This is a genomic window from Frigidibacter sp. MR17.14, from assembly GCF_037095735.1.
Lineage (GTDB): Bacteria > Pseudomonadota > Alphaproteobacteria > Rhodobacterales > Rhodobacteraceae > Frigidibacter.
The window spans coordinates 17533-30491 of record NZ_JBAWKD010000006.1 but is presented as its reverse complement, the minus strand read 5'-3'; the positions used below and the strand labels follow the sequence as shown (position 1 = coordinate 30491).

Below are 12959 nucleotides of genomic sequence, written 5' to 3'. Positions count from 1 at the left end.
GAAAGACAATGTCCCACATCCTGGCCATCGATCAGGGCACCACCTCGTCGCGCGCGATGATCTTCGATGCGCAGATGCAGGTGACGGCTTCGGCGCAGGAGGAGTTCCGCCAGCTCTATCCCCGTTCGGGCTGGGTCGAGCATGATCCGCAGGACCTGTGGTCGAGCACCGCCGCCACCTGCCGCGCGGCGATCGAGCGCGCGGGCCTCGCGCCCGAGGACATCGCCGCGATCGGCCTGACCAACCAGCGCGAGACGACCGTGGTCTGGGACCGCGAGACTGGCCGCCCGGTGGCCAATGCCGTGGTCTGGCAAGACCGCCGGACCGCCGCCTTCTGTGCCGAGTTGCGGGACGAAGGGTTCGAGGCTGTCGTGCAGGAAAAGTCCGGTCTTCTGCTCGATCCCTACTTCTCGGCGACCAAGCTGCGTTGGATTTTGGAAACCATCGAGGGCGCGCGCGACCGGGCGAGGGCCGGGAAGCTCGCCTTCGGCACCGTCGACAGCTACCTGATCTGGCGGATGACCGGCGGTCGGGTCCACGCGACCGATGCCACCAACGCCAGCCGCACGATGCTCTATGACATCTCGAACCACCGCTGGTCGCGCACGATCTGCGACCGGCTCGGGATCCCGATGTCGATGCTGCCCGAGGTGCGTGACAGCAACGGCGATTTCGGCACCACCCGCCCTGACCTGTTCGGCCGCCCGATCCCGATCCTGGGCGTGGCGGGCGACCAGCAGGCGGCGACGCTGGGGCAGGCCTGCTTCACGCCGGGGATGATGAAATCGACCTATGGCACCGGCTGCTTCGCGCTGCTGAACACCGGGGCGGAACGGGTGACCTCGCAGAACCGGCTGCTGACCACCATCGCCTATCAGCTCGACGGTCAGGCGACCTATGCGCTGGAAGGTTCGATCTTCATCGCCGGCGCCGTGGTGCAATGGCTGCGCGACGGGCTGAAGACCATCCGCGAGGCGCAGGAGACGCAGCGACTGGCCGAAGCCGCCGACCCCGAGCAGGATGTGCTGCTGGTCCCGGCCTTCACCGGCCTCGGGGCGCCCTGGTGGCAGCCCGAGGCGCGCGGCGCGATCTACGGCCTGACCCGCAATTCCGGCCCGGCCGAACTGGCGAAGGCGGCGCTGGAAAGCGTCGGCTACCAGACGCGCGACCTGCTCGAGGCGATGCAGCGCGACATCGCGGCCTCGGGTGCAGGCGCCGCCGAGGGCGTGCTGCGCGTCGACGGCGGCATGGTCGCCTCGGATTACGCGATGCAGTTCCTGTCCGACATTCTGGGCGCCGAGGTCGACCGCCCGCAGGTGACCGAAACCACCGCGCTGGGCGCCGCCTGGCTCGCCGGGATGAAGGCCGGTCTCTATCCGGGGCCTGAGGCCTTCGCGAAAGCCTGGCAGTTGGAGCGCCGCTTCACCCCCGCGATGGATCAAGAGACCCGTGCCGCCCGCTACGCCCGCTGGGGGCGGGCCGTGCAAGCGACGATGGCGGTCTGACCCACCGCCTACATCCTGGGGCCAGGAACGTTGTGAAAGCAGAAAAGACGGCGCCCGACAGCGCCGCCTTTCGCCGTAAAATGTTCGAAAACGTCAGATGTCGAAGACGACCCCCTGCGCCAGCGGCAGCTCGCGCGAGAAGTTGATCGTGTTCGTCGCCCGGCGCATGTAGCCCTTCCAGGCGTCCGAGCCGCTCTCGCGTCCGCCGCCGGTTTCCTTCTCGCCGCCGAAGGCACCGCCGATTTCGGCGCCCGAGGTGCCGATGTTGACGTTGGCAATCCCGCAATCCGAGCCGGCAGCCGACAGGAAGGTCTCCATCTCGCGCAGGTCGGTGGTGAAGATCGAGGACGACAGCCCCGCGCCCACCGCGTTATGCGCGTCAAGAACCGCGTCGAAGTCGCTGTATTTCATCACGTAAAGGATCGGCGCGAAGGTTTCTTCGGTGACGGGGCCGCATTGCGAGGGCATTTCGACCAGCGCCGGGCGGGCGTAGAAGCTGCCCGCGCCGTTCACGTCGACCCGGCCGCCGCCCGAGACCTTGCCGCCCTCGGCCTTGGCCGCGGTCAACGCCGCATCCATGCCCTCGAAAGCGGCGCGGTCGATCAGCGGACCGACCAGCGCGCCCGAGGTCAGCGGGTCGCCGATGGTGACGCTTTCGTAGGCCTTGATCAGCCTCGGCACCAGCGCGTCATAGACGCTGTCATGCACGAAGAGCCGGCGCATGGTGGTGCAGCGCTGCCCGGCGGTGCCCATCGCCCCGAAGGCCACCGCGCGCAGGGCCATGTCGAGATCGGCCGAGGGGCAGACGATGCCGGCGTTGTTGCCGCCGAGTTCAAGAATCGTGCGCCCGAAGCGCGCCGCGACCTTGGGCCCGACGATCCGCCCCATCCGGGTCGAGCCGGTGGCCGAGACCAGCGCCACCCGCGGGTCCTCGACCAGCGCGTTGCCGACATCCGCCGCCCCGATCAGCACCTGCGAAAGAGCCGCCGGCACCTCGCCGAAGCGGGCGATGGCGCGGGCGAGCACCGCCTGCGAGGCGAGCGCGGTCAGCGGCGTCTTTTCCGACGGCTTCCAGACCACCGGGTTGCCGCAGACCAGCGCCAGCGCCGTGTTCCAGGACCAGACCGCGACGGGGAAGTTGAAGGCCGAGATCACGCCGACCACGCCCAGCGGGTGCCAGGTCTCCATCATCCGGTGGCCCGGCCGCTCGGTCGCGATCGTCAGGCCGTAGAGCTGGCGCGAGAGGCCGACGGCGAAGTCGCAGATGTCGATCATCTCCTGCACTTCGCCCGCGCCCTCGGACGGGCTCTTGCCCGCCTCGATCGACACGAGCCGCCCGAGATCGGCCTTGGCGGCGCGCAGTTCCTCGCCGAACAGCCGCACCAGCTCGCCCCGTTTCGGCGCCGGCACCAGCCGCCAGGCCTTGAAGGCCTCGGCCGCGGCGCCGATCGCGGCGGCGGTGGTTTCCGCCGTGGCGACCGGCAGCGTCGCGATCTGCTCGCCCGTCACCGGCGAGAAGGACGCCATCGTGCCTCCCGTATAGGCCTCGGGCGCGACGCCCAGACGGGCAAGAAGGGCGGCGGTATCCTGGGCGAGGGTCATCTCGAATCCTTTCGCGAGCGCGTTTGGTGATCTTGATATCGCGTCACGTCGCGTCGATCATCCGAAGAATCCGCGTGACTTGATGCGAGGCAGGAATGAAGTCCCGAAGCCTGATCCCCGATGCCGCCGGCCTGCAGGCCTTCGAGGCCGCGGCCCGTCATGCCAGCTTCACCCGCGCCGCGCTGGAATTGCGGCTGACGCAAAGCGCGGTCAGCCGCCAGATCAAGGAGCTCGAGGCGCAGCTGGGCCTCCGGCTCTTCGACCGGATCCGCCAGCGCGTGGTGCTGTCGGACGCGGGCCGGCGGATGCTGCCCGAGGTGCAGGCGCTGCTCGAAGGGATGGAGCGGATGACGCTGCGCGCGATCGGCGGGCGCGACATCGCCGGGGCGCTGCGGGTGGCGGCGCTGCCGACCTTCGGCTCGCGCTGGCTGGTGCCGCGTCTGCCGCGGTTTCTCGACCGCCATCCGGGGGTGCAGGTGACGCTGATCACCCGCGACGCCCCCTTCGACATGGAGGCCGAGCATGTCGATCTGGCGATCCATCACGGTGCCCCGGCGTGGCCGGCGGGTCTGTGCAGCTTTCTGTGCCGGGACGAGGGGATGGCTGTCGCGGCCGCCCCTGCGGATCTTGCCCGGGTGCCGCTCCTGCATCTCGACGCCGAGCCGCGGCTCTGGTCGGACTGGCTGGCGGCGGGCGGCATCGCGCGCGACGCCTGGGCGGGCCACCGCTTCGACCAGCATGCGCTGGTGATCGAGGCGGCGGTGGCAGGGCTTGGGGCGGCGCTTCTGCCGCGCTACCTGATCGAGCAGGAGCTGGCCGACGGGCGCCTCGTGATCCTCGACCCGCGCGCGCATCGGGGCCCGGCCGCCTATCACGTCGTCCTGCCCGAGGGGAAGGCGGCCGATCCGCTGTGTCTTGCCTTCCGCGACTGGCTGCGGGGCGAGGTCTCGCCTGCTGGCGCAGAACCCGATGCGTGATGCGGCCCTTGCCCTGAGCGGCGCGCGGGCCTAAGCGGAAGCCATGAAACTACTGTTCCTTGGCGATGTCATGGGTCGTGCCGGGCGCGCGGCCATCACCGAGCGGCTTCCGGGCCTGAAGGCCGATTGGGGCGTCGATTTCGTCGTGGTCAACGGCGAGAACGCCTCGTCCGGGGCGGGGCTGACGCCGGATCACGCGAAGCTGCTGCTCGATGCAGGGGCGGATTGCGTGACACTGGGCGACCATGCCTTCGACCAGAAGGACATGCTGCGCTTCATCGAGACCGAGCCGCGGGTGCTGCGCCCGATCAACTTCGCCAAGGCCGCGCCGGGGCAGGGGGTGCGGGTCTTCACCGCGACCCGCGGCCGCAAGGTCGCCGTGGCGCAGGTGCTGGGGCAGGTGTTCATGAAGCGCCCCTTCGACGACCCGTTCTCGGCGATCGACCTTGCCCTGCGGCCCCATACGCTGGGCGGCGCGGTGCAGGCGGTGATCGTCGATGTCCATGCCGAGGCGACGTCCGAAAAGATGGCGCTCGGCCATTGGTGCGACGGGCGGGCGAGCCTTGTCGTCGGCACCCATACCCATGTGCCGACCGGCGACGCGATGATCCTGCCCGGCGGCAGCGGCTACATGACCGATGCCGGCATGTGCGGCGACTACAACTCGGTCATCGGCATGGACAAGGCCGAGCCGCTGCGCCGCTTCATCACCGGCATGGGGCGCGAGCGATTCACTCCGGCCGAGGGTGAGGCGACCTTGTCGGGCGTCTTTGTCGAGACCGATGACAGAACGGGCAAAGCCACGCGGATCGCGCCGGTCCGCGTCGGCGGGAGATTGCAGCCTTCCGCGCCCTGACGGCCGCAGTTTTCGAACATTTCGGGCTGATACGGAGCGCTTCGCGGGCCGGCGTTCGATCTTATACGACAATTCGCAGGTTGCGCCGCTTCCCGCACCGTTTGCGGGGCAGGACGGCGTGGCCCTTGCCGCCTTTCGGCCCAACCGCCATAGAGGGCAGGAAATTCCACTGCGGGGCGGTTCTGCGACATGATTGATCTCGGCCTTGCGCCCGATGTGCGTGCGATCGCTGCGCTGGTGATCGTCGCGCTCATGTTCGTGGTCTTCGCGCTGGAATGGTTCGAGACCGAGGTGGTGGCCATGGTCGGCGCCGCGGTCATGCTGCTGTTCGGCTTCCTTCCCTACAAGGACGCCGCGGAAAACCTTGCCAACAACGCCCCCTGGACCATCGCCTTCATGTTCCTGATCATGGGCGGGCTGGTGCGCACCGGGGCGCTGAACGAGCTGACCAAGGTGATCGAGCGTCACGCCGCCTCGAAGCCCAAGCGCACCATCGTCGCGCTCTTCGTCTTCGTGGTCTTCGCCTCGGCGATCATGAACAACACGCCGGTGGTCGCGGTGATGATCCCGATCGTGATCCAGATCGCCCGCAGGCTCGGCGTCTCGCCCTCGAAGCTGCTGATGCCGCTGAGCTATTTCACCGTTCTGGGCGGCATGATCACCCTGATCGGCACCTCGACCAACCTGTTGGTCGACGGGGTCGCCAAGGATCGCGGGCTTGCGCATTTCTCGATCTTCGAGATCGCGCCGCTGGGCCTTGCCGTCGCCGCGGTCGGCGCGATCTACATGGCGCTCTTCGCCGACAAGCTGCTGCCGGCCCGCGTCTCGATGGCCGAGATGCTGATCGGCCGGCGCTCTATGAAATACTTCACCGAGGTCGCGGTGCCCGAGGACAGCGCGCTGATCGGCACGCCGGTGCTCGAGGTGCCGCTCTTCAAGCGCGAAGGCATCCGGGTCATCGACGTGCTGCGCGGCGACGCCTCGCTGCGGCGCGACCTGCCGTCCGCGGTGCTGGCGCCGGGCGACCGCATCGTGCTGCGCACCGAGATGACCGACCTTCTGGACCTGCAGCAGCGGCGCGACGTGCACATGGTCGACAAGCTGAGCTCGGTCGCCACCGAGACCGTCGAGGTGCTGATCTCGCCCGGTTGCCGGATGATCGGGCGCACGCTGGGCGAGCTGCGCCTGCGCCGGCGCTACGGCGTCTATGTGCTGGCCGCGCACCGCCGCAACCAGAACATCGGCCGCAAGCTCGACGATCTGGAAGTGCGGGTGGGTGACACGCTGCTGCTGGAGGGCTCGGCCGAGGACATCGGCCGGCTCGCGCAGGACATGGATCTTGTCAACGTCTCGAAACCCGCCGAACGCCCGTTCCGCCGCGGCCATGCCCCGATCGCGATCCTGGCGCTTCTGGCGGTGGTGGGCCTCTCGGCGCTGGACGTGGCGCCGATCATGGCGCTGGCCTTCGTCGCGGTGGGGGTGATCCTCGTCACCCGCTGCATCGACGCCGACGAGGCGTTCAGCTTCGTCGACGGCCGCCTGATGGCGCTGATCTTCGCGATGCTCGCCGTGGGCGAGGGGCTGGAGCAGTCGGGCTCGGTCGACCTGATCGTGCGTCTGATCGCCCCGCATCTCGACGGGCTCTCGCCGTTCCTCACCATCCTGTGCGTGTATTTCCTGGGCGTGGTGATGACGGAGATCCTGTCGAACAACGCGGTGGCGGTGATCCTGACCCCGATCGGCATCCAGCTGGCGAACGAGCTCGGCAAGGACCCGCGGCCCTTCGTGGTGGCGGTGATGTTCTCGGCCACGCTCGCCTTCGCGACACCGATCGGCTACCAGACCAACACGATGGTCTACGGCCCCGGCGGCTACAAGTTCACCGACTATGTCCGCCTCGGCCTGCCGCTGAACATCATCTGCGGCCTCGTGGCCTGCGCGCTGATCCCGATCCTGTGGCCGCTTTAGGCGGCTTTCCGCCGCGGGGCTGGCGCGGTCGCGGGATCGTGTGTAGTCTTGAGCGACACCCTCCCAGAGCCGCAAAGGTGCCGCTCATGAAGCGCTTCGGTCTCGTCCTCGTCTCCCTGCTTGCGGTCGCGCCGGTGCTGGCCGCCCCGGGTCTTGCCGCCGCCGCCATCCACGCCCGCGTCGACGACATCAAGCTGACCTCGAAGCAGCTGACCGTGCGCTTCAAGGATGGCGCCGTCTGCCGCTCGACCATGCAGCCCGAGGGCGGCATGGGCATGTTCATCGACTGCCCGCACCACGCCCGCTTCGACGTGCGCGTGAAGCGGCAGAGCTGGCTCGCCCCCGCGCTGGGCGACCTGGTCGAACCCTATGCCACGGTGGTCATCATCGCCGAGGACGGCCGGGCAGAGACCTTCAAGACCCCCGGTTCGATGGACCGGCGCTTCCCGCGCTACGACTGAACCTTGGCCCTCGGGGCAGGCCCCCCATTGCGGGGGCGCCCCGCCTTGCGCTAAGAGGCCCCCGTTCCAGATCAGGCGACGGAGTGACGGGTCATGGCAGGCCATTCCAAATGGGCGAACATCCAGCACCGCAAGGGCAAGCAGGACAAGCTGCGCTCGAAGATGTTCTCGAAGCTCTCGAAGGAGATCACCGTCGCCGCGAAGATGGGCGATCCCGATCCCGAGAAGAACCCGCGTCTGCGGCTGGCCGTGAAGGCCGCGAAGTCGCAGTCGATGCCGAAGGACGTGATCGACCGCGCGATCAAGAAGTCGCAGGGCGGCGATGCCGAGGACTACACCGAGATCCGCTATGAGGGCTACGGCCCGAACGGCATCGCGGTGATCGTCGAATGCATGACCGACAACCTGAACCGCACCGCGTCCAACGTGCGCAGCTATTTCACCAAGTCGGGCGGCAACCTTGGCCAGACCGGTTCGGTCAGCCACGGCTTCGACCGGGTGGGCGAGGTCAGCTTCCCCGCCAGCGCCGGCGATGCCGACACCGTGATGATGGCCGCGCTCGAGGCCGGCGCGGATGACGTGGAAAGCGACGACGAGGGCCACTGGGTCTACTGCTCGGTCGAGGCGCTGAACGACGTGACCGAGGCGCTCGAGAAAGAGCTGGGCGAGTCGACCGAGGCGAAGCTGATCTGGAAGCCGCAGACCCGCACCGAGGTCGACCTCGAGACCGCCGAGAAGCTGATGAAGCTGATCGACACGCTCGAAGAGGATGACGACGTGCAGAACGTCACCCACAACTTCGACATGTCCGACGAGGTCGCGGCGCAGCTCTGAGCGCCGCAACTGCCGCAGAACCACTGGGGCCGGTCCGCAGGGGCCGGCCCTTTGCATGCGCCGAGGGGCCGCGCCCCCCGGGCGCTCTGTGCACCGCCGATCGGGGTTCGAGCCCGCATACGGCCCCGCCGGGAACGAGCGCGACGAAACGCGTCCTTCGGCAACCGGCATCGGCACTGCGCGGCGTCGATCCGCTGTCTGCCGAAGGGCGCCCCGTCGGCCAGCGACCTTGCGGCGCTCAGCGGTCCGTCCCGACCTGCCAGAGGGGGAGGGGGACAGCGGCCCGGCCCGCCTGCAGAAGGCCTGGCGGCTCCCGGTCAGCCCAGAGTGCAGGTCGCAGGCTTGGGAGGTCCGGGCACTTAGGAGAACCTCCGTCGTGGGGCGGCGAGGCGCGTGTCGCCGGTTCGGCGCCGGATCGCGGGCCGTGTCCAGTCGGGGGAGGGGCCCGAAGCTCGTGTCCGCGCCGGGTGCGGAGATGGCGGTCTGGCGAATGACCGGCCGCCCGGAGCCATCCGGCCGAAGGCGGCAACTTTCCCGTCCTCGCAGGTCGATACACTCGGGACGAGAGCGCGAAATCCGATCCATCGGCGCACGGCCTGATCGCGACTCAATGGGCCGGCGCCTGTCGGCGGGTTTCCTCCGATGACGTGGTTTGTGTTCGCCCGTGCGATATTGATCCGAATTATCGCAGATAGTGTGCCTATTTGCCGCAAAAAGTGGCGGGTTAATGACGGGTTAATTGACCTCTGCAGCGCGGCATGATCGGATGCCGCATCATGATCGACCCCTGCCTCCCCTTCCGTCGCATGGCGCGCAACGCGCTGCTGGCCAACCGCCGGCTTCACTGCGCCTGCGCGGCCCTCGGCCCCGGAGAATGGGAGGCGCCGCGCGTCGGGTTCTTCCCCTCGATCCGCGCCACGCTGAACCACATCCTGATCATCGACCGCTTCTACCTCGACGCGATCGCCGGCGGCAACCTCGGGCCGGCGGCCTGGGCCGATCCGCTGCCCTGCCCGGAGCTCGGGCAGTGGGCCGAGGCGCAGGAGGAGATGGACCTGAAGGCGCTCGCGCTGGCCGAGGCGCTGGTTCCGGGCGACCTGAACACGGTCGTGCAGATCCAGCGCGCCGGACGGGTGCAGATCGAGACGCTGGGCGACACGCTCTTGCACCTGTTCCTGCACGACCAGCACCACCGGGGCCAGGTCCATGCCATGCTCTCGGGCACCTCGGTCGCGCCGCCGCAGCTGGACGAATTCGTGATGGTCGACGATGCGGCGGTCCGCGCGGCGGATCTCGCCACGATCGGGCGCAGCGAGGAATGGCTGCTGAGCTGAGGCTCAGAACCCCAGCGGATCGGCGCTGGCCTTCAGGATCGCGGCAGAGCGCGCCAGCGCCTCGGCCTCGGGCGGCGACAGGGCCGGGGGCAGGGTGGCAATGATCCCCTCGGCCCCGATCACCCGCGGCAGCGACAGCGCCAGCTCGCGCACCCCGGCCACCTCGGGCGTCAGCATCGACAGCGTCAGCACATCGCGCGCATCCGCGCCGATCGCCCGCACGATCCGCGCAAGGCCCGCGCCGATCCCGAACCATGTGGCGCCCTTGCCCTCGATGATCCGGTAGGCGGCGCGACGCACGCCCTCGTCGATCGTCTCCATCGCGGCCGGGTCGAGCGGCCGGCCAAGATCGCGCGCGACCACCGCCAGCGGCGCCGCGCCGACGGTGGCGCCCGACCAGCACAGCACCTCGCTGTCGCCATGCTCGCCCAGCACCAGCCCATGCACCGATTGCGGCGCCACGCCCAGATGCCGGCCCAGCAGGTGGCGGAACCGCGCGGTGTCGAGGATGGTGCCGGAGCCGATCACCCGCGCCGGCGGCAGGTTTGAGAGCCGGGTCGCGGCCTGCGTCATCACGTCGACCGGGTTCGAGGCCACCAGCAGGATCGCGTCGGGCGCCACGCGCAGCACCTCTGCCACCACCTCGGCGAAGACCGCGGCATTGCGGCCCAGCAGCTCGAGCCGCGTCTCGCCCGGCTTCTGCGCCACCCCCGCCGCAAGGATCGCGACCGCGGACCCCGCCGCCGCATCGTAATCCCCGGCCCGCACCCGCACCGCCGAGGCGAAGGGCACGGCATGGGCGATGTCCTCGGCCTGCGCGGCGGCCAGCGCGGCCGAGCGGTCGATCAGCACGATCTCGGACGCCGGTCCCTGCAGCGCCAGCGCATAGGCGGCCGCGGCCCCGACCTGACCGGCCCCGACGATGGCGACTTTCATGGGCACCTCCCCTGCGATCCGCGTCCAGCCTGACATGCCGGGCGGGGGCGGGGGAAGCGCCGCGATGCCGCGGCCGCGATCCCGCCCTGCATCCGCCATCTTTGGCTGGCGCGGACCCCGAAGGCGCGCTAGACTCCGCCGCAGATCCGGGCCGAACCCGGACGCATCCGAGGCAGTGAAAGCGGTATCCCCATGACGGAAATGGTCTTCGGCACCATGCCGGTTCGCGTCGGCGAACCCGTGCTCCCGCGCTGGTGGCGCACCATCGACAAGTGGTCGCTCTCTGCCGTGCTGCTTCTGTTCGGGGTCGGACTGCTGCTGGGCCTCGCCTCTTCGCCGCCGCTGGCGGAAAAGAACGGCCTCAAGCCCTTCTACTATGTCGAGCGTCAGGCTTTCTTCGGCACGCTCGCGCTGATCGCGATGTTCGCGATCTCGATGATGTCGCCGACGCAGGTGCGCCGGATCGGCGTGGTGGGCTTCGCGCTCACCTTCACCTCGATCCTGCTGCTGCCCTTCCTCGGTACCGACTTCGGCAAGGGCGCGGTGCGCTGGTATTCGATGGGCTTCGGCTCGGTCCAGCCCTCGGAATTCCTCAAGCCCTGCTTCGTGATCCTCTCGGCCTGGCTGATCTCGGCCGCGCAGCAGCTGAACGGCCCGCCCGGCCGGCTCTACAGCTTCATGATCGCGGTGACGGTCGTGCTGTTCCTCGCCGCGCAGCCGGACTTCGGGCAGGCCTCGCTCGTGCTCTTCAGCTGGGGCGTGATCTACTTCATCGGCGGCGCGCCGATCTTCCTGCTGGTGGGGATCTTCGGGCTCGTGGTCGTGGGCGGCTTTACGGCTTACGAAAGCTCGCAGCACTTCGCGCGCCGGATCGACGGCTTCCTGACCGCCGAGATCGACCCCCGCACCCAGATCGGCTACGCGACCAACGCCATCCAGAACGGCGGCTTCTTCGGCGTCGGCGTCGGCGAAGGCACGGTGAAATGGTCGCTGCCCGACGCACATACCGACTTCATCATCGCCGTCGCGGCCGAGGAATACGGCCTGATCCTGGTGCTGATCATCATCGCGCTCTACGCCACCGTCGTCGTGCGCTCGTTCTTCCGGCTGATGCGCGAACGCGACCCCTTCATCCGGCTGGCCGGCGCGGGCCTTGCCGCTGCCTTCGGCGTGCAGGCGATGATCAACATGGGCGTCGCCGTGCGGCTTCTGCCCGCCAAGGGCATGACGCTGCCCTTCGTCAGCTACGGCGGCTCGTCGGTCATCGCCTCGGGGATCGCGCTGGGCATGCTGCTCGCGCTGACCCGCAAGCGGCCGCAGGGCGAGATCGCCGATCACCTGATGCGCAGAGGCCGCTAAGATGGGGGGGCGCTGAGATGGCCGCGCCGCTCCTGCTGATCGCGGCAGGCGGCACCGGCGGGCACATGTTCCCCGCCCAGGCGCTGGCCGAAACGATGCTGGCCCGCGGCTGGCGCGTGAAGCTGTCGACCGACGCGCGCGGCGCCCGCTATGCCGGCGGCTTCCCGAACGCGGTCGCGGTCGAACAGGTCGCCTCGGCCACCTTCGCCCGCGGCGGGGCGCTCGCCAAGGCCGTGACCCCGTTCCGCATCGCGGGCGGCGTCGCCTCGGCGGCGGCGCAGATGCTGAAGGACCGGCCCACCGTGGTCGCGGGCTTTGGCGGCTACCCCTCGATCCCGGCGCTGGCGGCGGCGACGCTCTTGCGCCTGCCGCGGCTGATCCACGAACAGAACGCCATTCCCGGCAAGGTGAACCAGCTCTTCGCGACCCGCGTCGATGCCTTCGCCTGCGGGATCTGGCCCACCAGGCTGCCCGAGGGCGTCGAGGGGCTGCAGATCGGCAACCCGGTCCGCGCCGCGGTGCTGGAGCGCGCCGGGGCCCCCTATATCCCGCCCGGTCCCTATCCGGTCAGCATCGTGGCCATCGGCGGCAGCCAGGGCGCGCGCATCATCTCGGACGTGGTGCCCGCGGCGCTGGCCAGCCTGCCGCCCGAGGTCCGCGACCGGCTGCGCGTCGCCCATCAGGCCCGGGGCGAGGACGGCGCCCGCGTCGCCGCCGCCTACGAGGCCGCGGGCATCCTCGCCGAGGTCGAGCCCTTCTTCACCGACATCCCCCGCCGCCTGTCAGAGGCGCAGCTGGTGATCTCGCGTTCCGGGGCCTCGTCGGTGGCCGACATTTCGGTGATCGGGCGGCCCTCGATCCTGATCCCCTTCGCGGCGGCGGCGGGCGATCACCAGACCGCGAACGCCCGCGGGCTGGTCGATGCCGGCGCCGCGGCGCTGGTCCCGGAAAGCCGGGCCACGCCGGAAGAGATCGCAGGTCTCGTTGCGGCAGTTCTGGACAATCCGCAGGGCGCCATGCAGATGGCCATCGCCGCGATGCGGCAGGGGATCCCGGACGCGGCCGAAAGGCTGGCCGATCTGGTCGAAACCGTCGCGGCCCGGGCGGCCGCCAAGAAGAATTAAGGA

Annotated in this window: 11 protein-coding genes; 9 read left to right on the top strand and 2 right to left on the bottom strand. The window is 69.6% G+C overall.

Annotated features, from left to right (window positions below; translation table 11 throughout):
• Positions 1–8: 8 nt before the first annotated feature.
• On the top strand, positions 9–1505 hold the full coding sequence (gene glpK, locus V8J36_RS15495; protein WP_336468219.1) for a glycerol kinase GlpK: 1497 nt from the start codon (positions 9–11) through the stop codon (positions 1503–1505).
• Positions 1506–1598: 93 nt separating this feature from the next.
• On the opposite strand, the gene amaB is transcribed toward glpK, so the two are convergent.
• Entirely contained in the window at positions 1599–3107 is a 1509-nt protein-coding gene (gene amaB, locus V8J36_RS15490; RefSeq protein ID WP_336468218.1) for an L-piperidine-6-carboxylate dehydrogenase, read from the bottom strand.
• Between the two features lie 95 nt (positions 3108–3202).
• On the opposite strand from amaB, the gene V8J36_RS15485 reads away from it, so the two are divergent.
• The 6 genes from V8J36_RS15485 (at position 3203) to V8J36_RS15460 (ending at position 9537) form a co-directional block, all read left to right on the top strand.
• Positions 3203–4084 (top strand): LysR substrate-binding domain-containing protein, encoded by an 882-nt coding sequence (locus V8J36_RS15485; RefSeq protein WP_336468217.1) that lies wholly within the window; start codon positions 3203–3205, stop codon positions 4082–4084.
• Positions 4085–4127: 43 nt separating this feature from the next.
• On the top strand, positions 4128–4940 hold the full coding sequence (locus V8J36_RS15480) for a TIGR00282 family metallophosphoesterase (protein WP_336468216.1): 813 nt from the start codon (positions 4128–4130) through the stop codon (positions 4938–4940).
• Positions 4941–5129: 189 nt separating this feature from the next.
• Positions 5130–6908: an SLC13 family permease gene (locus V8J36_RS15475; protein ID WP_336468215.1), complete on the top strand. Its 1779-nt coding sequence runs from the start codon at positions 5130–5132 to the stop codon at positions 6906–6908.
• An 86-nt stretch (positions 6909–6994) separates the two neighbouring features.
• The gene (locus V8J36_RS15470; RefSeq protein ID WP_336468214.1) at positions 6995–7369 is read left to right on the top strand and encodes a hypothetical protein; all 375 of its coding nucleotides are present in this window, start codon (positions 6995–6997) and stop codon (positions 7367–7369) included.
• 93 nt (positions 7370–7462) lie between these two features.
• Positions 7463–8203, top strand: a complete 741-nt coding sequence (locus tag V8J36_RS15465; RefSeq protein ID WP_336468213.1) for a YebC/PmpR family DNA-binding transcriptional regulator — start codon at positions 7463–7465, stop codon at positions 8201–8203.
• A 776-nt stretch (positions 8204–8979) separates the two neighbouring features.
• Complete coding sequence (locus V8J36_RS15460; RefSeq protein ID WP_336468212.1) at positions 8980–9537, top strand: DinB family protein; 558 nt, start codon at positions 8980–8982, stop codon at positions 9535–9537.
• 3 nt (positions 9538–9540) lie between these two features.
• Here V8J36_RS15460 and V8J36_RS15455 read toward each other — a convergent pair whose 3' ends face one another.
• The gene (locus V8J36_RS15455; protein WP_336468211.1) at positions 9541–10473 is read right to left on the bottom strand and encodes an L-lactate dehydrogenase; all 933 of its coding nucleotides are present in this window, start codon (positions 10471–10473) and stop codon (positions 9541–9543) included.
• 192 nt (positions 10474–10665) lie between these two features.
• On the opposite strand from V8J36_RS15455, the gene V8J36_RS15450 reads away from it, so the two are divergent.
• The gene (locus tag V8J36_RS15450; protein ID WP_336468210.1) at positions 10666–11832 is read left to right on the top strand and encodes a peptidoglycan glycosyltransferase FtsW; all 1167 of its coding nucleotides are present in this window, start codon (positions 10666–10668) and stop codon (positions 11830–11832) included.
• Between the two features lie 17 nt (positions 11833–11849).
• The gene (locus tag V8J36_RS15445; protein ID WP_336468209.1) at positions 11850–12956 is read left to right on the top strand and encodes a UDP-N-acetylglucosamine--N-acetylmuramyl-(pentapeptide) pyrophosphoryl-undecaprenol N-acetylglucosamine transferase; all 1107 of its coding nucleotides are present in this window, start codon (positions 11850–11852) and stop codon (positions 12954–12956) included.
• The last annotated feature ends 3 nt before the right edge of the window (positions 12957–12959 follow it).